The organism is Herbaspirillum chlorophenolicum, assembly GCF_001189955.1.
GTDB lineage: Bacteria > Pseudomonadota > Gammaproteobacteria > Burkholderiales > Burkholderiaceae_D > Herbaspirillum > Herbaspirillum chlorophenolicum.
The window spans coordinates 80,922-102,761 of the sequence record NZ_LFLT01000014.1 but is presented as its reverse complement, the minus strand read 5'-3'; the positions used below and the strand labels follow the sequence as shown (position 1 = coordinate 102,761).

Genomic DNA, 21,840 nt, shown 5'->3' with positions numbered 1-21,840 from the left:
CCCGAAGGCACTGCTTCGGATTTCTGGCATTCTAATTCACATACGAATTCAAATGCAATCTTGTATTTGGATTCATCGATGTTAAAATTTCCCCCATGACACGCCAACGACTCAGCCGCGAGCAAAGCCGGGAGCAGACCAAGGAAAGGCTGCTGGACGCTGCGCACGCCGTTTTCATGCAAAAGGGATTCCCGCTGACCAGCGTGGAAGACATCAGTGCCGCAGCCGGTTATTCGCGCGGCGCCTTCTATTCCAACTTCGACGACAAGACTCAACTGTTCTTCGAACTGCTGCGCCGCGAAGGCGAAAGCATCGACCAGGAGTTCCACCGCATGCTGGGCGGCCCGGTCGACGATCTGGTTGCCTTGCAGGAAGAGGTTGCAACGCATTACTCCCAGCTCTACCAGGGAGACAAGTGCAGCTTATTATGGATGGAAGCACGCATCGTCGCCTTGCGCGACGAAAAATTCCGCGTCGAACTCAACGGATTCCTGGAAGAGCGCTATCGCCAGATCGCCGAATTTGTCGAAATGTTTGCCAGGCTGACCGGCACCAAGCCGGCCGCCCCGCCGCGCGAGATTGCCATCGGCCTGATGGCCTTGTGCGAAGGCGTAAGCTTTTCGCATCGCTGCGCACCGGACATGGTGGACGGCAAGACGGCCGAATCGGTCCTGTCGTGGTTCCTGAAAGCGTCGATTGCCGCTCCCGCCCCAGCTGCACAGCCACCGCAAAAGAAAGCGCCGGCGCGCAAACCGGCGGCAAAAAGAAAAAAAGCGGGCTGACGCGCGGTTGCGTGCCCTACTCCACGGCTTTTCCGGCAATGACCGGGTGGCCATGCGGCTGCTCTTCGCGCAAGAGCATCACCGTCAGAATCGCGCAAACCACAGTGATGCCGGCCAGGCAATAGGACAACAAGGCAAAGGCATGCGCATAGGCATCCCGCAAGCTTTCAGCCGGCAACTGCGGCGCCGCCGACAATGCCTGCGCCAGATCACCATGCCCCAGGTACTGCGCCGCCAGCGTGCCGGTTCCGGTCGGCAGCGCCCACTGCACCAGCGCCACCAGCATGGCGGAGACCACTGCCAGCGCCACGCCTTCGCCCGCCACGCGCGAGGTACTGAAGATGCCGGACGCCATGCCGGCGCGCTCCTTCGGCACTACACTCACCGACAGGCCGTCCATCAATCCCCAGGGCAATCCGGTACCGGCGCCGATCACCAGCAACGCCGCCAGCAATTCCCAGCGTGAAACGCCCGGCCCGCATTGCGCCAGCCAGCACAGGCCTGCGGCGGCGACCAGCAAACCGGCGGCAGACAGCCGGCCCGGCGAGACACGCCGCGAGAGACGCGCGGCGAGCGAAGGTACCAATAGCATCGGCGTGGACAGCGCCAGCATCAGCAGCCCGGCATGCCATTCGTCCATGCCATCGATGCCGATGAAACGCAGCGGCAACACAATCAGCAACACCACGAAGCAATAGCAGGTGCCGACCGGAAGCAGCTGAACGCCGACGAAACGCGTATTGGCGAACAGCGTGAGATCCAGCATCGGCCGGCGTGTGCGCAGTTCGACGATGATGAAGATTGCCAGCAGCAGCACACTGGCGATCAGCAAAGACAAAGTCAACGGATGCGACCAGCCGCGGTCCGGTGCGCCAATCAGCCCGAAGGTCAACGCGCCGAGGGCGCCGGAGAAACTCAGCGTGCCGGGCCAGTCGACACCGACGGCATCTGGATCGCGCGACTCGCGCATGCGTGGCGGCCCGAACAGCAGCGCCAGCAATCCGAAAGCGGCCAGGCACAAAAACACCGCCTGCCAACCGAAGCGCTGCACCAGCAGGCCGGATAACACCGGACCCAGCGACAAGCCGAGTCCGAAGCTGGTGCCCAGCAGGCTGAATGCCCGGACGCGCGCGGCGCCGTCGAACACTTGCGCCAGCGCGGCGCTGCCGGCGGCCAGCGTGGCGGCAGCAGCAACGCCCTGCACTCCGCGCAGCAGATTGACCACCAACAATGAAGGGGCAATGCACAGCGCCAGCGAGGCCAGTACATAGAGCATCAGGCCAGCGCTGAACACGCGCCGGCGTCCAAGCACGTCGGCCAACGCGCCAGCCGCCATCAGCAGGCTGCCGAAACTGAGCATGAAGGCATTGGTGATCCACGACAGCGCAGCCGGATCGGCGCCCTGTACGGCGAAGGCGCGGCCGATGGCCGGCGTGGCGATGGCGCCGCCGGAAAAACCCAGCGGCAGGGTAATGGAAGCCAGGCAAACGGCGGCCAGGATCAGCCGCGCATCCCTGGCGGGGATGACGTGATGGTTATCGGTCATGGAGGTTCCGAAAAAGCGGAATGCACGCGAAGTGCACATGTATTGCGGGCCGGTCGCCTTACGGCGCCGGGAATGGGAGAGGCCTGTCCTTGGAGAGAATTCTATTCAGGATCAATAGCGCGATAAAGATGCTATCAATCCCAATATAATGGAAATTAATTCCTCAATCTGACAGACATTCATTGCCGGAGCTTCCATGGACAGCCTGAACGGAATCATCGCCTTCGTGCGCGCGGCAGAGCACCTGAGCTTCGTCGCCGCCGCGCGTTCGCTCGGCATCTCCCCCTCGGCGGTAGGCAAGAGTATCGCGCGCCTTGAGCACAATGCCGGTGTGCGCCTGTTCCAGCGCAGCACGCGCCGCATGCAGTTGACTGCCGAAGGCGAGATGTTCTTCCAGCGCTGCCGCCGCGTACTCGATGACCTGCAGGAAGCACAGGCCTCATTGGCCCGCGCCCAGGATGCGCCGCGTGGCCGCTTGCGCATCAGCACGCCGACCATCGGCTACCGCTTCCTGGTGCCGCATCTGGGAGAATTCCGCGCACGCTATCCGGAGATCGAACTGGAAATCGATTTCAGCGACCGCATCGTCGACGTCATCGACGAAGGCATCGACGTCGCCATCCGCAGCGGCGAACTACCCGATTCCCGCCTGATGGCGCGCCGCCTGGGCGGCTTCCGTTTCTTTTTGTGCGCATCGCCGGCCTACCTGAAGGCGCGCGGCGCGCCGCGTTCGATCGCCGCGCTGCAGGAGCATGATGCCGTGCTGTATCGCCTGCACACGACCGGCAAGCTGATGGATTGGACCATCACAGCCGATCCGCGCTGGATGAAACTGCGCTTCGCGCGCACGATGACGCTCAACAACATGGAAGCGGTGCTGCATGCGCTGGAGGCGGGCCATGGCATCGGCTTCATGCCGGATTTCCTGGTGCGCGACGCGCTGGCTGCCGGGCGCCTGAAATGTGTGCTGGAAGCGCAGACGACCGAACGCGGCCAATTCTGGGCCGTGTGGGCGGCAAACCGGCAGCTGTCGCCAAAGGTGCGGGTCTTGGTCGACCATATTGCGACGCGATTGTTCGAACAGGATCACTGAACGCGGCATGCGTCACTCAGGTATGGCCGATCCCCCTCCTTGAGCCAGCGCTGTCGCATCAGGCACCACAGTGGCATAACGGTCGGCCAGCTCAGCCAGCGCGACACGATGCAGCACTGCCGCCTCAATCACCGCACCGCCCAGCGGATCCGGCAAATCGCGAGTGGCGCAAGCCGCAGCCACCACGGTCGATGCGTAACCGTGGTCCAGCGCTGAACGCGTGGTGGCGCTGACGCACATGTGGGTGGCGAAACCGGCAATGACCAGCGACTTGCGCCCGGTCTTTTTCAGTTCCTCGTCCAGCGTGGTGCCGGCGAAGGAGTTGGGCAAGCTCTTGACGACGATAGTCTCGCCATCCTGCGGCTGCACGCCATCGATGATGGCGGCGGATGGTCCTTGCGGATCGAACACCGCCCCGCCCGGCTTGCCATGATGAACCACGTGGATCACCGGCGCGCCGGCGGCGCGCGCCTGGCGCAGCAACTCGGCGACCTGGGCGAGCGCCGCGCCGATGCCGGCCAGCGGCACCTTGCCGGTGGTGTATTCGGCCTGATGGTCGATGACGACCAGGGCGGCCTCCGGCCACGAGGCAATACGCGGTGCGCCGCCGGCGATCTGGATCAGGGTCTGGGGTGCTGCCATGATGGTTCCTCTGCGCGAATGGATGGTGAAACCATCTTAGGCCAGTAAAATACGCACACCAATTCCCAAAAATTGCCAGCCACCTGTGAAAAAATCATCAGCCTCATCTTCGGCCGCCATCTCCACGGCCATATCCAATCCTGTCGCACAAGCAGATTGGGAAGGGCTGCGCACCTTCGCCGCCTTCATCGAGTCCGGCAGTTTTTCTGGCGCGGCGCGAACGCTGGAGGTAACGCACGCCACCGTCAGCCGCCGCCTGCAGATGCTGGAGCAAGCCATGCAAGCGCCGTTGTTCACCCGGCGCGGTGACGATACCGAGCTGACCCGGCTGGGTGAAACCGTACTGGCGGCGGCGCGGGCGATGCAGGAGCAGACCGCGCAACTGGCGCGTACCCTGGCCGGCGAAGACTTGCGGCTGGAAGGCAAGCTACGCATCGCCACGACCGATGCCTTCGGCTCCCTGTTCCTGGCGCCGCGCCTGCCTTTGCTGCTGCAGCGCTGGCCCAGCCTCGACGTGGAGTTCACGATGAGCCACCAGACCGTCAGCCTGGCGCGGCGCGATGCCGATCTGGCGATACGCTTCGCGCGGCCGCAGGATGGCGACCTGATTGCGCGTCCGCTGGGCAAGCTGGCGTATTACCTGTGCGGCACCGCCGATGTGGTGGCGGCCTGGCGCGAGGATCGCAAATCGGCGCCCTTCGTGGGTTATGACGATGGCGTGCCCGATATCCCCGAAACCCTATGGCACGGCATCCACGCGGCCGGCAATCCGGTCCGCCTGCGCAGCGCCAGCCTGGCGGCGCAGTGCATGGCCGCACGCGCCGGCGTGGGCATGGCGTTGCTGCCGCGCTACCTGCTGGCGCCGGAACTGACGCCGGCCGAACCGCAAGCGCAGCTGGAGCGCGAACTATGGGCGGTATTCCACCGCGACCTGAAAGCCGTCCCCAGGCTGCGCGCGGTGCTGGATTGGCTGGAGCAATGCTGCAGGGATCTTTAGGCCAAAAAGTTGCCATATCCACATGCCTCTGGAGGTCATTCCCTCAGGCTGTTGCGCATCTGCTCCGGCCATCCCGCCAAAGCCGCCTCGGGCGGGCTCCCCGAGGGATCAGGTGCTATAATCGCCAGCCTTTGAGGAATGGCTCGCCCACCGTGCCGGCAGGCTCCGCAGGCATCGCATCGGATGCCATGCGCCGCACCCGCCTGCCGCACTACCAACCGGCCCGCCCGCCTCCCTTTGCCGGCGCCCGCATCCCACATGCATCTTCCCTCGCGCCCTACGCTTGATTGAGATTTATGCAAAAGAAAGTATTCATCAAAACCTTCGGCTGCCAGATGAACGAGTACGACTCGGACAAGATGGCCGATGTGCTCAATATCGCTGAAGGACTGGTCAAGACCGACCGCCCTGAAGACGCCGACGTGATCCTGCTCAACACCTGTTCGGTGCGCGAAAAGGCACAGGAAAAGGTGTTTTCCGACCTGGGCCGCCTGCGCGAGCTGAAGAAGAAGAATCCCGACCTGCTGATCGGCGTGGGCGGCTGCGTGGCCTCGCAGGAAGGCGAAGCGATCGTCAAGCGCGCGCCGTATGTCGACATGGTGTTCGGCCCGCAGACCCTGCACCGCCTGCCGCAGATGATCACCGAGCGCCGCTACACCGGCCGCGCGCAGGTCGACATCAGCTTCCCCGAGATCGAGAAGTTCGACCACCTGCCGCCGGCGCGCGTGGAAGGCGCCACCGCCTACGTCTCCATCATGGAAGGCTGCAGCAAGTACTGCAGCTATTGCGTGGTGCCTTACACCCGCGGCGAGGAAGTCTCGCGCCGTTTCGAGGATGTGTTGACCGAAGTGGCCGGCCTGGCCGACCAGGGCGTGAAGGAAATCACGCTGCTGGGCCAGAACGTGAACGCCTACCGCGGCGCCATGGAAGACGGCGAGATCGCCGACTTCGCGCTGCTGATCGAATACATCGCCGAGATGCCTGGCATCGAGCGCATCCGTTTCGTCACCAGCCATCCCAAGGAATTCTCGCAGCGCCTGATCGACGCCTATGCCAAGGTACCCAAGCTGGTGGATCACCTCTACCTGCCGGCGCAGCATGGCTCGGACCGTACGCTGGCGGCGATGAAGCGCGGCTATACCGCCATCGAATACAAGTCGGTGATCCGCCGCCTGCGCAAGGTGCGCCCCAATATCACGGTGTCGTCCGACTTCATCGTCGGCTTCCCCGGCGAAACCGAAGAAGACTTCGAGGCGCTGATGAAGCTCATCGACGATATCGGCTTCGACAACAGCTTCTCCTTCGTCTTCAGCGCGCGCCCCGGCACCCCGGCCGCCAACCTGGCCGACGACACGCCGCAGGAGGTCAAGTTGAAACGCCTGCAGCGCCTGCAAGCGGTCATCAACGACAACGTCGCCAAGATCAGCGCATCCATGCTCGGCAGCGTGCAGCGCATCCTGGTCGAAGGCCCCTCCAAACGCGACCCCAACGAACTGCAAGGCCGCACTGAAAACAACCGCGTGGTCAACTTCGACGGCGGCCCCAACGGCGCGCGCCTGGTTGGCCAGATCATCGACGTCACCATCCTGCAGGCATTTCCGTTCTCGCTGCGCGGCGAGATCGTCCTCAAACAATAGTCAAACAAAAACCGGACTCCTCATTGAAAAAGATCCCCAACCAGCCGCACCATTTCATCCCGCAACCGCTGGACAATCGGCGCCTGGCCAACCTGTGCGGCGCGCTGGATGAAAACTTGCGGCAGATTTCAAACGCACTGGATGTGACCATTTTCCGCCGCGGCGACCGTTTCATCGTCACCGGCACCAATGCCCAGCGTGCTGTGGACGTACTGGAGCGCTTCTACGAACGCGCCGACCGTGCGGTGTCGCTGGACGATATCCAGCTCACCCTGGTCGAACAGCGCGCCAATGCGGCCGCCGATGAAGAGGCCGGACTGCCGCCGCTGAGCGCAAGCGTCCGACGCGCGCGCAAGGCAGAAGCGCCGATCAAGGAAGACGTAGTCATCGACGATGAGCATGCCATTCCCGACAGCCCGATCCTGAAAACCCGCAAGCACGACTTGCGCGGCCGCACGCCGCACCAGAGCCAGTACCTGAACGCCATCCTGGAGCACGACATCACCTTCGGCGTCGGTCCGGCAGGCACCGGCAAGACCTACCTGGCCGTCGCCTGCGCGGTGGATGCGCTGGAGCGCGACGCCGTGCAGCGCATCGTGCTCACGCGTCCGGCGGTGGAAGCCGGCGAGCGCCTGGGCTTCCTGCCCGGCGACCTGGCGCAGAAGGTCGATCCTTACCTACGCCCGCTGTATGACGCGCTGTACGACCTGCTGGGTTTCGACCGCACGCAAAAGCTGTTCGAGAAGCAGGCCATCGAAATCGCGCCGCTGGCCTACATGCGCGGCCGCACGCTGAACCACGCCTTCATCATCCTGGACGAGGCGCAAAACACCACGCCGGAACAGATGAAAATGTTCCTCACCCGCATCGGCTTCGGCAGCAAGGCGGTGGTGACCGGCGACGTCACCCAGGTCGACCTGCACCACGGCCAGAAGAGCGGCCTGGTCGATGCGCTGACGGTACTGCACAATGTGCGCGGCATCGCCTTCTCGCGCTTCACCAGCGCCGACGTGGTGCGCCATCCGCTGGTGGCGCGCATCGTCGATGCCTACGATGGGCACAACAATCCGAAACCCGACACCGCCCGCAGCACTGCGCGCGCGGCCACCAACCTCCTGACCAAAGCAGCCAAGCCTCGCAATGTCCGCAAAACCTAAGCTCGCCCTGTCGGTGCAATACGCCGACGCCAGCCTGAAAGACACCGTCACCCGTCCCATGCTGCGCCGCTGGGTGCAGGCAGCGCTGTTCGCCCCGGCCGAACTGACCCTGCGCTTCGTCGATGCCGCCGAAGGCCGCGCACTGAACCGCGACTACCGCGGCAAGGACTATGCGACCAATGTGCTGACCTTCGCCTATACCGAGGATGAAGACAGCGAGGTGACCCAGGCCGACATCATCTTCTGCACCGACGTGCTGGAGAAGGAAGCCGCCGAGCAGAAAAAGACCGTCATCGAGCACACCGCCCACCTGGTGGTGCATGGCGTGCTGCATGCGCAGGGCTACGACCATGAAGACGAGGAAGAAGCCGTCGAAATGGAAACGCTGGAGACCGAATTGCTGGCCGGGCTGGGCTTTGCCGATCCTTACGCCGGGCGCTGAACCCCGATCCGGGGAAATGGCCGGCACGCGCGAGCGTAGCCGGCTTTTTTTCGCCCAGTTGGCAACAACAGGCAGGATTTTCCAGTTTCCAGCACGCAACTGACGGCATCTGCGCGCAAGCCGCACGGAGACTGGACTTGCGGCGGTTTAGTAGACTTGTCACATAATTGTTGTATCCTATGCCTCTCCAAAACTACGTCGGGCTCGCGCCTAACGCCATGCAAGAACACCCTAGTAGCGTCAAGTCTGACGCTAAACCCCACCGTTCATTGTTTGAACGCCTCACCGCTCTGATTTCCCCTGAACCAGAAAACCGCGCAGAGTTGCTCGAAGTGTTGCATGACGCACACGAACGCAACCTGATCGACGCCGACGCCCTGTCGATGATCGAAGGCGTGTTCCAGGTTTCCGACCTGGCCGCGCGCGACATCATGGTGCCCCGCTCGCAGATGGACACCATCGACATCAGCAAGCCCATCGATACCTGGATGCCCGACGTGCTGTCGACCTCGCACTCGCGCTTCCCCGCCGTGGACGGCGAGCGCGACAAGGTGGTCGGCATCCTGCTGGCCAAGGACCTGCTGCGCTACTACGCCGAAGAATCGTTCGACGTGCGCGACATGCTGCGCCCGGCCATCTTCATCCCCGAATCCAAGCGCCTCAATGTGCTGCTGCGCGACTTCCGCGCCAACCGTAACCACATGGCCATCGTGGTCGACGAATACGGCGGCGTGGCCGGCCTGATCACGATTGAAGACGTGCTGGAACAGATCGTCGGCGACATCGAGGACGAATACGATTTCGACGAGGCCGAAGACAACGTGCTGGCCCTGAAGGACGGCCCCAACGGCGCGCGCTGGCGCATCAAGGCGCTCACCGAAATCAAACAGTTCAACGATGAAGTCGGCTGCCGCCTCGAAGACGAGGATGCCGACACCATCGGCGGCCTGGTCGCCAACCATGTCGGCCGCGTGCCGCGCAAGGGCGACGAGTTCGACATCGACGGCCTGCATTTCGAAGTGCTGCGCGCCGATGCCCGCCAGGTGCATGTCCTGTTGGTCTCCAAGCTGCCATCTGCGGCAGCGGAAGACGAATAATCCCGCTCTCCCGGCACTTTCCAGCGTGAACTCCCCCGTCCCAAACAACACTCCTGAGCAGCGCGGGGAAGCCGCCGTGCACAACCGCATCATCGGCCTGGCCTCACTGCTGCTGCCGGTCCTGGCTGGCGCGGCCAACGTCTTCGCGTTCGCGCCGTTCAAGCTGTGGCCGCTGCAGATCGTGGCGCTGGCCTGGCTGTTCCACCAGACCATCGCTGCCCCACAGGCCGGCGCGCGCCGGCACTTCCTGCAGGGTTGGCTGTACGGTTTCGGCTGGGCCGCGGCCGGCGTGCACTGGCTGTACATCAGCATGCACGACTATGGCGGCATGCCCGCCTGGATGGCGGCCCTGGCCGTGGCCTTACTGGCGCTGTACCTCGGCCTGTATGCCGGCGGCGCCATGGCGCTGGCCGGATGGCTGCGCAAGCACTGGTCGTCGTCGCCGCTGACGATGGGCCTGCTGATGCTGCCGGCGCTGTGGGCCTTGTCCGAATGGGCGCGCGGCTGGATCTTCACCGGCTTTCCCTGGCTGGTATCCGGCTATGCGCACACCACCGGGCCGCTGGCCGGTTTCGCAGCCGTAGGCGGGGTCTATGGCGTGGGCTGGATCGCCGCATTGGTGGCAGGCGCGCTGGCGCTGCTGTGGCAAGGGTTGCGCCGCAAGGGCGCTGCCGGCGTCGCCATCCGCGTCGGCATGCCGCTGGGTGCGGTGCTGGTGTTGTGTGCCGGCGGACTGGCACTGCGCCAGATAGCCTGGACCACGCCGCAAGGCCAACCGATTTCGGTGCGGCTCCTGCAAGGCAATATCCCGCAGGAAATGAAATTCTCCAACGATGCGCTGGTGTCCACGCTCACCATGTACGAGCAGATGATCACCGCCGAACCGGCCGACCTGATCGCCACGCCCGAAACCGCCATCCCGTTGCTGCCCCAGCAACTGCCGCCGGCTTACCTGGCGCGCCTAGTGCGCTTCGCGCAAACCAGCGGCAGCCATCTGGCGCTCGGCATCCCCTTGTCGGACGCGCCCATGCAATACGCCAATTCGGTGCTGGGTTTCGGCCCCGAAGCCGGCTCGGCCGCTTCGCCTTATCGTTATGACAAGCATCACCTGGTGCCTTTCGGCGAATTCATCCCGCTGGGGTTCCGCTGGTTCGTCGACATGATGCATATCCCGCTGGGCGACATGACGCGCGGCGACGCCGTGCAGTCACCGTTTGCCGTGAAAGACCAGTGGGTGCTGCCCAATATCTGCTACGAAGATCTGTTCGGCGAAGAAATCTCCGGCCAGTTGCGCGACGCCTATCGCGCCGGCCAGCCGCAGGCCAGCGTGCTGCTGAACCTGTCCAATATCGCCTGGTTCGGCAATTCCATCGCCCTGCCGCAGCACTTGCAGATTTCGCAGATGCGCACGCTGGAAACCGGTCGCCCGATGCTGCGCGCCACCAACACCGGCGCCACTGCCGTCATCATGCCCGGCGGCGGGCTGGACGAACTCGCGCCCTATACGCGCGGCACGCTCGCCGCGAAAGTGCAAGGCTATGCCGGCCAGACGCCTTACATTCTGCTGGGCAACAAGCTGGTGATCGGGCTGGTCCTGCTGATGCTGCTGCTGGCCTGGGGCCGCAACAAGGCTGCGCGTATTCGTCACTGACCAGTAGCCCGCCGGCACGCCGAACCGTTTCAAGGCTTGAAACAGTTCAAACCCACCCGCAATCGGCCATTCCGAAACCGGGTCAAGCGGCCCAAAAGACGCTAAAATTCAAGGTTTTAGCAATTCCTTGCCGCTTCATCCGGCAATTCTTCAGGCAACAACACAAGATGCTGACATTTCAACAAATCATCCTCAAGCTGCAAGAATATTGGGACGCCCAAGGCTGCGCGCTGCTGCAGCCCTACGACATGGAAGTCGGCGCGGGCACTTCGCACACCGCGACCTTCCTGCGCGCAATCGGACCCGAGCCTTGGCGCGCCGCCTACGTGCAACCGTCGCGCCGCCCCAAGGACGGCCGCTACGGCGAAAACCCCAACCGCATGCAGCACTACTACCAGTATCAGGTGGTGTTGAAGCCGGCCCCGGAAAACATCCTCGACCTGTACCTGGGTTCGCTGGAAGCACTGGGCCTGAATCTGCAGCAGAACGACGTGCGCTTCGTCGAGGACGACTGGGAAAACCCCACCCTTGGCGCCTGGGGCTTGGGCTGGGAAGTGTGGTTGAACGGCATGGAAGTGACCCAGTTCACCTATTTCCAGCAAGTCGGCGGACTGGACTGCAAGCCGGTGCTGGGTGAGATCACCTACGGCATCGAACGCCTGGCGATGTACCTGCAGGGTGTCGAAAACGTCTACGACCTGGTGTGGACCGAATGGACCGAGAACAGCGTCAAGAAACACCTGACCTACGGCGACGTGTTCCACCAGAACGAAGTCGAGCAATCGACCTTCAACTTCGAGTACTCCAACACCGAGTTCCTGTTCTCGCTGTTCTCGAACTACGAAGCCGAAGCCAAGCGCCTGATGGAAGTGCCGCTGGCGCTGCCGGCCTACGAGCAGGTGCTCAAGGCCGCGCATACCTTCAACATGCTGGATGCGCGTGGCGCCATCTCGGTTACCGAGCGCGCTGCCTACATCGGCCGCATCCGTAACCTTTCGCGCGCCGTGGCGCAAGCCTATTTCGAGTCGCGCGAACGCCTGGGCTTCCCCATGCTGAGCGACGGTGGCGCCAAGGCCGCCGCCTGAACGCGGCGTCATACGACAGAACCGGCGCCTGACACCATGGCAGGCGCACCGAGCAAGACAGCAAGACACATAACATGAACCAAACACTTCTCGTAGAACTCGTCACCGAAGAACTGCCGCCCAAGGTGCTGGCCAAACTGGGCGACGCTTTTGCCGCCGGTATCTTCAATGGCCTGCAAAGCCGCGGCTACCTGGAATCCGATTCCATCGCCACCGCCTACGCCACGCCGCGCCGCCTGGCCGTGTCCATCACCAATGTACGCCCCGCTTCGCCCGACAAGGCGATCCGCGAAAAGGTGCTGCCGGTCTCGGTCGCCCTGGATGCGGAAGGCCGCCCCGCCGCGCCGCTGGTCAAGAAGCTGGCTTCCCTGGCCGCCGCCACCGGCGCCACCGTGATCACGCCGGACCAGTTGGAACGCGCACAGGATGGCAAGGCCGAAAGCTTCTTCTACACCTACACCGCCAAGGGCTCGGCCCTGGCGCAGGGCTTGCAGTCGGCATTGGAAGAGACCGTCGCCAAGCTGCCCATCCCCAAGGTCATGAGCTACCAGCGCCAGTTCGGCCGCGCCGCCGGCGAGACCGTGCATTTCGTGCGCCCGGCGCACTACCTGGTCGCCCTCTTCGGTGAAGAAGTGCTGCCGCTGACCATCCTCGGCCTGGACGCCGGCCGCACCACGCTGGGCCACCGCTTCCTGTCGCAGGGCGCGCTGCAGATCGCCGCGCCCGCCGCCTACGTCGAGACGCTGGCGTCGCAAGGCCGTGTCATTGCCAGCTTCGCCGAACGCCGCGACAAGATCCGCGCCGCGCTGCTGGACAAGGCCGGCACCGACCAGGTGCTGATGCCTGACAGCCTGCTCGACGAAGTGACCGCACTGGTCGAATGGCCGGTGGTCTACGAATGCAAGTTCGAGGACGAGTTCCTGGCCGTGCCGCAGGAATGCCTGATCCTGACCATGCAGACCAACCAGAAGTATTTCGCGCTGACCGATGCCAATGGCAAACTGCGCTCGCGCTTCCTGATCGTCTCCAACCTGGAGACCGCGCATCCCGAACACATCATCGGCGGCAACGAGCGCGTGGTGCGCCCGCGCCTGTCGGATGCCAAGTTCTTCTTCGAGCAGGACAAGAAGAAAAAGCTGGCCGACCGCGTGCCGCTGTTGGCCAATGTGGTCTACCACAACAAGCTGGGCAACCAGTTGCAACGCACCGAACGCGTCAAGGCGCTGGCAGGCAAGATCGCAGGCCTCCTAGGTGGCGACGTGGCGCTGGCCGAGCGCGGCGCGCTACTGGCCAAGGCCGACCTGCTGACCGACATGGTGGGTGAATTCCCCGAGCTGCAAGGCATCATGGGCACCTACTACGCGCGCCATGACGGCGAAGCCGAAGAAGTCGCGCAAGCCGCCTCCGAACACTACCAGCCGCGCTTTGCCGGCGACGCACTGCCGGCCACCGCGACCGGCACTGCCGTGGCGCTGGCCGACAAGCTGGAAACCCTGGTCGGCATCTGGGGCATCGGCCTGCAGCCGACCGGCGACAAGGACCCGTTCGCACTGCGCCGCCATGCCCTGGGCGTGTTGCGCATGCTGGTCGAGAAGCGCCTGCCGCTGTCGCTGCCGGTGCTGGTGGATGCCGCCGCCGCGCTGTTCGCCGGCAACGCCAATTTCAAGGACCCGAGCGCCGACGTGCTGGCTTTCCTGTACGACCGCCTGCGCGGCCTGCTGCGCGAGCGCGGCTTCGCACAGAATGAAGTCGAAGCGGTGGTGGCGCAACAGCCGGCCGTACTGGATAACGTGGTCGAGCGCCTGGATGCGGTGAAGGCCTTCGCCGCCTTGCCCGAAGCCGAGGCGCTGGCTGCGGCCAACAAGCGCATCACCAACATCCTGAAGAAGGTCGAGGGCATTGCCATCGACGGCCACGGCAAGGTGCAAAACGGCTTGCTGCGCGAAGTCGCGGAACAAGGCCTGCATTCAGCCATGCAACTGTCGCGCCCGCAGGTCGAAGCCGCTTATGCCAAGGGCGATTTCGCCGGCGCATTGAAGGCATTGGCCCAATTGCGGCAGAATGTCGACGCCTTCTTCAATGACGTGATGGTCAACTCAGAAGACGAACAGCTGCGCAAGAACCGGCAAGCGTTGCTGGCGGAGCTGCATGGCATGCTGAACCAGGTGGCCGACATTTCGAAGCTGGCCGCGTAATACGTAGCAAGACCGATACCGGGAAGATCCGCCGCGCATGGCCTCGTGCCAGCGCGGCGGATTGCATAAAGGGAAGCCTACCGCATGAAACTGATCATTCTCGATCGCGACGGCGTCATCAACCACGACTCCGACGCGTTCATCAAATCGCCTGACGAGTGGATCCCGATCAAGGGATCGCTGGAAGCCATCGCGCGCCTGAACCAGGCAGGCTACCGGGTGGTGGTCGCCACCAACCAGTCCGGCGTGGCGCGCGGGCTGTTCGACATCAAGACCCTGAACGCCATCCACCAGAAGATGCACAGCGCGGCCCAGCAAGTCGGCGCCGACATCGATGCCGTGTTCTTCTGCCCGCACTCGGCCGACGACAACTGCGACTGCCGCAAACCCAAGCCTGGCATGTTCCTTGAGATCGCCAAGCGTTTCGGCATCAGCCTGCGCGGCGGCGTGGTCACCGTGGGCGATTCGCTGCGCGACCTGCAGGCCGGTTTCGTGGCCGGCTGCGCGCCCTATCTGGTACTGACCGGCAAGGGAGAAAAGACCAACGCCAAGGGCGGCCTGCCGCCGGGTACGCTGGTCTACCCCAACCTGTCGGCGGTGGTCGATTTCATCCTCAAGTCGCCGGTCGACGTGTCGGTATAACCACCCGTTTCATAACAAAAGCATGCTGCGGCATGGGAGAGTGTATTTTGCGCCTTACCTTGATTCTGCGTTCGGCAGTGTTCCTGATCCTGATGGCGGTCGCCACCATCATCTGGTCCTTCGCCTGCCTGCTGTCTGCGCCCTTCCCTTATGCGCAGCGCTACTGGTGGACCTCGCGCTGGAACGTATTCGTCATCTGGAGCGCCAAAACCATCTGCGGCATCCGCTATGAAATCCGCGGCAAGGAAAACCTGCCCGACGCGCCAGTGGTCCTGCTGTCCAAGCATCAGTCGGCCTGGGAGACCATCTTCTACGTCATCAACATGCCGCGCCCGCTGGTGTTCGTGTTCAAGAAGGAACTGACCTACATCCCCTTCTTCGGCTGGGGCATCGGCCTCTTGCGCATGATCCCGATCGACCGCAGCAAGGGGCGCGACGCCTTCTCGCAGGTGCTGGAACACGGCCGCCGCAGGCTGGCGGACGGCCAATGGATCATGATGTTTCCGGAAGGCACGCGCACCAAGGTCGGCTCGCAAGGCAAATACAAGGCCGGCGGCTCGCGCCTGGCAGTGGAAACCAATACGCTGGTCGTGCCGGTCGCCGTCAACTCGGGGGAACGCTGGCCCAAGGGCTCCTTCATCAAGAAGCCGGGCACCATCACGGTATCGATCGGCAAGCCGATCTCGCCTGAAGGGCTGTCGCCGAACGAGCTCAACGCGCGCGTTGAAAATTGGATAGAATCCGAGATGCGCGTGATTTCGCCGGGTGTCTACAAGAACAGCGCGCCCCAGCAGGCTCCGGCCGACCCGGCCGAATCTTAGCAGCTAGCCAACCGAAATATCAGGACGCCGCGACTCCCTTGAAACTGCTTCGCAAACCCAAGCCCAATCCCAACCAGCTTTCGCTGCAACTGGATTTGTTCGCTCCGGAACCGGAGCAGGGACAGTCGCCCGCGCAACAGATTTCCCCTATTCAAGATCCCGGCCCGGCCTTGCCGTCACCGACGCTGCAGCCGCCGCTGATCGTCACGCCCACGCCGGTAGTGCATGCAGCACCGCTGCCCTCCCCTGTCGTCGCACCGCCCACCACGCTAGTGCCGCCGCCGACCAGCCGGCCGGCCGACGGCAAACGCCGCATCCAGCTGGGCGAACATACTTTGGATTACGCCCTGCTGCGCTCCAAGCGCAGCACCATCGGTTTCCTGGTGAGCGACGAAGGGCTGCGCGTGACCTCGCCCAAATGGGTGACGCTGGCCGAGATCGAAAACGCCATCCGCGAAAAACAGCGCTGGATCCTGTCCAAGCTCAACGAACGCCGCGAGCGCTCGGCACGCCGCCTGCAGCCGCAAATGCAATGGTGCGACGGCGCCACGCTGCCGTACCTGGGCGCGGACATCACGCTGCGCATTCGCGCCGGACAACGGGCTGCAGTCTATCTCGACGAAGACGCGCGGGAACTGAACGTCAGCCTCCCCGCTGATGCCGGCGAACAGCAATTGAAGGACCGCGTGCAAGGCTGGCTGCAGGCACGCGCCGAGGAGCTGTTTGGAAAGCGCCTGATCGTCTACGCCGAAAAGCTTGGCGTCACCTACCGTTCCTACGCGTTGTCCTCGGCCACCACGCAATGGGGCTCCTGCACCGCCGACGGCCGTATCCGCCTGAATTGGCGCCTGATGCACTTCGCCTTGCCTCTGATCGATTATGTGATCGCGCATGAACTGGCGCACCTGCGCGAAATGAACCACGGCCCCCAATTCTGGGCCACTGTGCAATCGATCTTCCCCGAATTCGAAATAGCCAAGAAAGCGCTGCGCGACAGCGCGCCGGAAACCTTGCCGATCTTCTGATCGGCAAGAGAACCGCGAAAAAAAGAGCCCGCAAAGCGGACTCCAGAATTACGGCATCTGCGCTTCGGGATCGGATATCGCTTTCGCCTCTCTCAACCCCTTGCACCAGTGATCACTTCTTGTGTTCGATGAACTCGACCTTGTAGCCATCCGGGTCGGTGACAAAGGCAATCACTGTCGCGCCCCCCTTCACAGGACCGGCTTCACGCGTGACGTTACCGCCGGCTGCCTTGACGGCCTCGCAGGCCTTATACGCGTCTTCCACTGAAATGGCGATGTGGCCGTAGGCGGTACCCATCTCGTACTTGTCGACGCCGTGGTTATAGGTCAGCTCCAGCTCCGCATGGTCGGGATTGGAACCATAGCCCAGGAACGCCAGCGTGTATTTGTACTCCGTGTTTTCGGACGTACGCAGAAGCTTCATTCCAAGTACTCGTGTGTAAAAATCGATGGAACGTTGCAGGTCGCCGACTCGCAGCATGGTGTGGAGAATTCGCATGTGTGCCTCAAAATGTTGCTGGGTAAGACCCGTATTGTAGACGCACTGAATTTTTCGTGCCCCGCCACGCTTTCAAGGCAAGTCTGTTCAGACTGGCAAAATTCAGTCTTCCCGCTCCAGGTTTCCCTGCAAGATCTTGAGCAGCGCGACCAGTTCACCGCATTGCTTTTCCGACAATCCTTCGACTGCCTGCTCCAGTATCCGGGATCCGGTCTTTTTCAATTGGCGCTGCAACGCCCGGCCTTCCTTGCTGAGCTGCAAGCGCACCGCGCGGCGGTCTTGCGCATCTTCCCTTGCCTCCAGAAAGGCCTTGTCCCGCAAGCCACGGATCAGCCGCGTCAGTTGGGCCTTGTCACGCCCGGAATGCGCCACCAAGTCGCTCAGCGTGGCGTCGGGATGCTGCGCAAAGTAATCCAGCACGCGGCTTTCCATATGCGTGATGCCGCGTTCATCCTCGCGGAAAACCTGGGACCTGCCGGCACGGTACAGGTGCATGACCGTATGGATGGCCTCAAAGACCTTATCGGCATCAGGTGATTGGTTGACTTTATCAACTTGATTTTTCATAATAGTAGACATTATCAACTAAATAGGCTCCCTATGGATATCATCAATACAACATCGCGCGCGGTGCAACGTGTCCGCCATGACGTCAAATTCCGTGACGTCACCGTATCAGGCATCCGCCAGACCGGCACCAACATGCTCAGCATCACCTTCAAGGGCGAGGCCCTGTCGGATTTCGTTTCACTGTCGTTTGACGACCATGTCAAATTCGTTTTCCCGGATGCGGACGGCGTTCCGGTCCGGCGCGACTATACGCCAACCGATTATGACAAACAACGCAACGAAGTCACGCTGGAATTTGCATTGCATGCCGAAGGCGCCGCTACCGACTGGGCGCGCCGGGCCAAGGTTGGTATGGCCGCAGTGATCGCAGGGCCGCGCGGCTCCATGATCATTCCTGCCAATTACGACTGGCACCTGCTGGTCGGCGACCTGTCTTCCTTGCCGGCGATCAACCGCCGCCTCAAGGAACTGCCGGCAGGCATACGTGTACGGGCAGTCATTGAGATTGCCCACATGGGCGATATCCGCCAGTTCGACAGCCAGACGCAAGCCGATGTGAAATGGGTGACAAGCGGCGCCGAAGCGCTGGCCGACATCCGTGCATTGCAATTGCCGGCTGGCGAAGGTTATGTCTGGGGTGCGGGTGAAGCGGCGACGATGGCGCAACTGCGCACCTGGCTGTTGAACGAAAAACAGCATCCCAAGGATGCCATGCGTATCTCAGCCTATTGGAAACGCGGCGCCTCCGATTTCCATGAAAAACTGGACTAATAGTTCCTCTCCACAATCATTGCGACACAGACTTTGCTTACGTGACAATACTGCGAAGGAAAAAGAAAATCCGGCTACGCCATGGCAGCCGGATTTCGTGCGGGAATACCCAGACAGACATCCACTGCCTTGCGCTCAGCCCCCTGCGCGCAAGGCCTTGGCCGCCGCGACCATGTTGCTCAGGGCCGGTATCACTTCCGACCACTGGCGAGTCTTCAGTCCGCAGTCGGGGTTGACCCACAGGCGCTCGGCCGGAATGCGCTCGGCCGCCTTCTTCATCAATTGCACGATGTGCTCCTGGGCCGGGATATTGGGCGAGTGAATGTCGTACACGCCGGGGCCGATCTCGTTGGGATAGTTGAAGTGGTCGAACGCGTCGAGCAGCTCCATGTCGGAACGTGAGGTTTCGATCGTGATCACGTCTGCGTCCATGTCGGCGATCGAGGCGATGATGTCATTGAACTCCGAATAGCACATGTGGGTGTGGATCTGCGTTTCGTCTTCCACACCGTTGGCGGTGATGCGGAACGATTTGACGGCCCAGTCCAGGTAGTGCTTCCATTGCGACTTGCGCAGCGGAAGGCCTTCGCGCAGCGCCGCCTCGTCGATCTGGATCACGCGCACACCGGCCTTTTCCAGGTCCTGCACTTCTTCACGGATGGCCAGCGCCAGTTGCTTGCAGGAGACCGAACGCGGCTGGTCGTCGCGTACGAAGGACCAGTTCAGGATCGTCACCGGGCCGGTCAGCATGCCCTTCATCGGCTTTTGCGTCAGCGATTGCGCGTAGGTGATCCATTCCACCGTCATCGCCTTGGGGCGGCTGATGTCGCCGAACAGGATAGGCGGCTTCACGCAGCGCGAACCGTAGGATTGCACCCAGCCGAACTGGCTGAAGGCATAGCCTTGCAACTGCTCCCCGAAGTATTCGACCATGTCGTTGCGCTCGGCTTCGCCGTGCACCAGCACGTCCAGGCCCAGGGTTTCCTGCTCGCGCACGCTGCGCGCAATCTCGGCCTGCATGGCTGCCTTGTACCCTGCATCGTCCAGTTGGCCGGCCTTGTATTGGCTGCGCGCCTGGCGGATTTCGGCGGTTTGCGGGAACGAACCAATGGTGGTGGTCGGATAGGCTGGCAGCTTCAGCAATGCGGCCTGCTTTTGCGCACGCTGGGTGTAGGCGTTCTGGCGCTGGCCGAATTTGGTATCGATCTTCGCGACTGCGGCCTGCACCGCAGGATTGTTCACGCGCGGCGAAGTGCGGCGTGCGGTCAGCGTGGCCAGGTTTTGCGCCAACTCTGTCTTGACCGCATCGCGGCCTTCGCGCAGGGCGCGGCCCAGGATGCGCAGCTCTTCCAGCTTCTGCAGTGCAAATGCCAGCCACGACTTGATCTCGGCATCCAGCTTTTGCTCGCTGTCCAGATCGACCGGGACGTGCAGCAGCGAGCACGATGGCGCCACCCACAGGCGCTCGCCCAGTTGCGCGACCAGCGGCTCGATCCAGTCCAGCACTGCGGTGAGGTCGGTCTTCCAGATATTGCGGCCGTTGATCACGCCCAGCGACAGCACCTTGTGCGGCGGCAGCAGGTTGATCAGCGGCTGGACGTCGTCACGGCCGTTGATCGCATCGACATGCAAACCGGCGACCGGCAGGTTGGCGGCGAGATAGGCGTTTTCCTGCAACTGGCCGAAATAGGTCGCCAGCAGCAGCTTGACCTTGCACACCTTGAACTGGTGGTAGGCCGTATTGAAGGCGTGTTGCCATTCGGCGTCCAGTTCGGTGACAAGAATGGGCTCATCAATCTGCACCCATTCCACGCCTTGCGCCGCCAGGGTATCCAGCAGTTGCGTATAGGCCGGCAGCAGGCGCGGCAGCAATGCCAGCTTGTCGGAATCGTCCTTGGCCTTGCCCAGCGCCAGGTAAGTCACCGGGCCGACGATGATCGGCTTGGCCTTGACGCCTTGCGCACGGGCTTCGGCCAGTTGCACCAGCAGGCGTGAGGCATCCAGCTGGAACTGGGTCTCGGCGGTGAACTCGGGGACGATGTAGTGGTAATTGGTGTCGAACCATTTGGTCATCTCGCCGGCGGCCACACCGCCGCAGCATGCGCCATGATCTTCGGCACCCTGCGCCGAACGGCCGCGTGCCACGCGGAAGTAGTTGTCCAGCGCATCGCCATGGAAGCCCCGCACGCGCTGCGGCAAGTTACCCAGAGTGAAGCTCATGTCCAGCACCTGGTCGTAGAACGCGAAGTCGCCCACCGGCACGAAGTCGAGGCCGCCTTGGTTGTCCCAATGGCGCTTGCGCAGTTGCGCGCCCAGTTCCTTGAGCGCGTCGCGCGAGGATTCGCCTTTCCAATAGGATTCCAGGGCGAACTTCAGTTCGCGCTTGGCGCCGATACGGGGAAAGCCCAGATTGTGGATGGTGGTCATGATCGCTCCAGAAACAAGAATGGAGTGATCGTAGACTTGGCAATCAATGAAGTAAAATGTTATTAACTCACAATATTATGAAAAATACTCATGCATCATATTGGAACGCATTCATTTATCCATCGTCCAGGAAGTCGAACGGCAAGGTTCGCTGACCGCTGGATATTTACAATCAATTCTTCTCGCCGGCGGGCATCGATTATCTGCACGCTTTCATCAAGTTGGCACGAAGCGCTTGAACCTGAATCTGTAGCCCAATGAAAAACGGGCAAGCCGCTAGGCTTGCCCGTTTTTCCCTCAAGACTGCGATTTACCGCATCGCTTAACGGCCGTAGTAGTACGGACGGTCGTCATAGCGATAGGAGCGCACTTCGGTACGTTCTACGTAACGCACCGGACGCGGTGCGTAATAGCTCGGCTGCTCGTAGTACACACGCTGCGGCGCCTGGTAATAAACCGGTTGCGGCGGGGCTTGGTAGTACACCTGCTGCGGAGGTGCTTGGTAAACCGGCTGTGAAGGAACGGCATTGGCGATCAGCGAACCGATGGCGACCGCGCCGATGATGCCGGCAGCGATGGCGACGCCGTTATTGCCGCCGCGATCGTGCGCCATGGCAGGCGCGCTGACGACAGCTGCCGATGCGAGAAGAGTGGTTGCGATCAGAACCGTTGCGATTTTTTTGCTGGCCATGATTGGCTCCTGTCTAATAAGTCCGCTAAGTTGTCGCGGCACGATTCAACTATATGTCAGCAAATCTCGA

Annotated in this window: 20 protein-coding genes; 14 read left to right on the top strand and 6 right to left on the bottom strand. The window is 62.6% G+C overall.

Annotated features, from left to right (window positions below; genetic code table 11):
* The first annotated feature begins 95 nt into the window (after positions 1-95).
* Complete coding sequence (locus tag AKL28_RS11235; RefSeq protein WP_050468227.1) at positions 96-782, top strand: TetR/AcrR family transcriptional regulator; 687 nt, start codon at positions 96-98, stop codon at positions 780-782.
* 16 nt (positions 783-798) lie between these two features.
* Here AKL28_RS11235 and AKL28_RS11230 read toward each other — a convergent pair whose 3' ends face one another.
* A complete protein-coding gene (locus tag AKL28_RS11230; RefSeq protein ID WP_050468238.1) occupies positions 799-2,328 on the bottom strand; it encodes an MFS transporter in 1,530 nt (509 codons plus the stop codon).
* A gap of 196 nt (positions 2,329-2,524) precedes the next feature.
* On the opposite strand from AKL28_RS11230, the gene AKL28_RS11225 reads away from it, so the two are divergent.
* Positions 2,525-3,421 carry a LysR family transcriptional regulator gene (locus tag AKL28_RS11225; RefSeq protein WP_050468226.1) on the top strand — a complete coding sequence of 299 codons (897 nt, stop codon included), beginning with the start codon at positions 2,525-2,527 and terminating at the stop codon, positions 3,419-3,421.
* A gap of 12 nt (positions 3,422-3,433) precedes the next feature.
* Here AKL28_RS11225 and AKL28_RS11220 read toward each other — a convergent pair whose 3' ends face one another.
* Positions 3,434-4,063 (bottom strand): cysteine hydrolase family protein, encoded by a 630-nt coding sequence (locus AKL28_RS11220; RefSeq protein ID WP_050468225.1) that lies wholly within the window; start codon positions 4,061-4,063, stop codon positions 3,434-3,436.
* 85 nt (positions 4,064-4,148) lie between these two features.
* Here AKL28_RS11220 and AKL28_RS11215 point away from each other — a divergent pair, with 85 nt between their 5' ends.
* The 11 genes from AKL28_RS11215 (at position 4,149) to AKL28_RS11165 (ending at position 16,812) form a co-directional block, all read left to right on the top strand.
* Positions 4,149-5,060, top strand: coding sequence for a LysR family transcriptional regulator (locus AKL28_RS11215; RefSeq protein ID WP_231602394.1), 912 nt, complete (start codon positions 4,149-4,151; stop codon positions 5,058-5,060).
* 296 nt (positions 5,061-5,356) lie between these two features.
* Positions 5,357-6,697 carry a tRNA (N6-isopentenyl adenosine(37)-C2)-methylthiotransferase MiaB gene (miaB, locus tag AKL28_RS11210; protein WP_050468224.1) on the top strand — a complete coding sequence of 447 codons (1,341 nt, stop codon included), beginning with the start codon at positions 5,357-5,359 and terminating at the stop codon, positions 6,695-6,697.
* Between the two features lie 23 nt (positions 6,698-6,720).
* Positions 6,721-7,854, top strand: coding sequence for a PhoH family protein (locus AKL28_RS11205; protein WP_050468223.1), 1,134 nt, complete (start codon positions 6,721-6,723; stop codon positions 7,852-7,854).
* A complete protein-coding gene (ybeY, locus tag AKL28_RS11200; RefSeq protein ID WP_050468222.1) occupies positions 7,838-8,296 on the top strand; it encodes an rRNA maturation RNase YbeY in 459 nt (152 codons plus the stop codon). Before AKL28_RS11205 ends, ybeY begins: the two co-directional genes overlap by 17 nt.
* Positions 8,297-8,514: 218 nt before the next feature.
* Positions 8,515-9,393 carry an HlyC/CorC family transporter gene (locus AKL28_RS11195; protein WP_050468221.1) on the top strand — a complete coding sequence of 293 codons (879 nt, stop codon included), beginning with the start codon at positions 8,515-8,517 and terminating at the stop codon, positions 9,391-9,393.
* The gene (gene lnt, locus AKL28_RS11190; protein ID WP_156226297.1) at positions 9,344-11,044 is read left to right on the top strand and encodes an apolipoprotein N-acyltransferase; all 1,701 of its coding nucleotides are present in this window, start codon (positions 9,344-9,346) and stop codon (positions 11,042-11,044) included. Before AKL28_RS11195 ends, lnt begins: the two co-directional genes overlap by 50 nt.
* A gap of 167 nt (positions 11,045-11,211) precedes the next feature.
* Entirely contained in the window at positions 11,212-12,129 is a 918-nt protein-coding gene (gene glyQ / locus AKL28_RS11185; protein ID WP_050468219.1) for a glycine--tRNA ligase subunit alpha, read from the top strand.
* Positions 12,130-12,203: 74 nt separating this feature from the next.
* Complete coding sequence (glyS, locus tag AKL28_RS11180) at positions 12,204-14,324, top strand: glycine--tRNA ligase subunit beta (RefSeq protein ID WP_050468218.1); 2,121 nt, start codon at positions 12,204-12,206, stop codon at positions 14,322-14,324.
* An 84-nt stretch (positions 14,325-14,408) separates the two neighbouring features.
* Complete coding sequence (gmhB, locus tag AKL28_RS11175) at positions 14,409-14,966, top strand: D-glycero-beta-D-manno-heptose 1,7-bisphosphate 7-phosphatase (RefSeq protein ID WP_050468217.1); 558 nt, start codon at positions 14,409-14,411, stop codon at positions 14,964-14,966.
* 32 nt (positions 14,967-14,998) lie between these two features.
* The gene (locus AKL28_RS11170; protein ID WP_050468216.1) at positions 14,999-15,787 is read left to right on the top strand and encodes a lysophospholipid acyltransferase family protein; all 789 of its coding nucleotides are present in this window, start codon (positions 14,999-15,001) and stop codon (positions 15,785-15,787) included.
* Between the two features lie 38 nt (positions 15,788-15,825).
* Positions 15,826-16,812, top strand: a complete 987-nt coding sequence (locus AKL28_RS11165) for a YgjP family zinc-dependent metalloprotease (RefSeq protein WP_050468215.1) — start codon at positions 15,826-15,828, stop codon at positions 16,810-16,812.
* A gap of 112 nt (positions 16,813-16,924) precedes the next feature.
* On the opposite strand, the gene gloA is transcribed toward AKL28_RS11165, so the two are convergent.
* Together gloA and AKL28_RS11155 are read right to left on the bottom strand one after the other, a co-directional pair.
* Positions 16,925-17,311 carry a lactoylglutathione lyase gene (gene gloA, locus AKL28_RS11160; protein ID WP_050468214.1) on the bottom strand — a complete coding sequence of 129 codons (387 nt, stop codon included), beginning with the start codon at positions 17,309-17,311 and terminating at the stop codon, positions 16,925-16,927.
* 102 nt (positions 17,312-17,413) lie between these two features.
* On the bottom strand, positions 17,414-17,878 hold the full coding sequence (locus AKL28_RS11155) for a MarR family winged helix-turn-helix transcriptional regulator (RefSeq protein WP_050468213.1): 465 nt from the start codon (positions 17,876-17,878) through the stop codon (positions 17,414-17,416).
* Positions 17,879-17,911: 33 nt separating this feature from the next.
* Between AKL28_RS11155 and AKL28_RS11150 the strand changes: the two genes are divergently transcribed.
* Positions 17,912-18,652, top strand: coding sequence for a siderophore-interacting protein (locus tag AKL28_RS11150; protein WP_050468212.1), 741 nt, complete (start codon positions 17,912-17,914; stop codon positions 18,650-18,652).
* A 135-nt stretch (positions 18,653-18,787) separates the two neighbouring features.
* Here AKL28_RS11150 and metE read toward each other — a convergent pair whose 3' ends face one another.
* A complete protein-coding gene (gene metE, locus AKL28_RS11145) occupies positions 18,788-21,079 on the bottom strand; it encodes a 5-methyltetrahydropteroyltriglutamate--homocysteine S-methyltransferase (RefSeq protein WP_050468211.1) in 2,292 nt (763 codons plus the stop codon).
* Between the two features lie 322 nt (positions 21,080-21,401).
* Entirely contained in the window at positions 21,402-21,770 is a 369-nt protein-coding gene (locus tag AKL28_RS11140) for a hypothetical protein (protein ID WP_050468210.1), read from the bottom strand.
* Positions 21,771-21,840 lie beyond the last annotated feature (70 nt).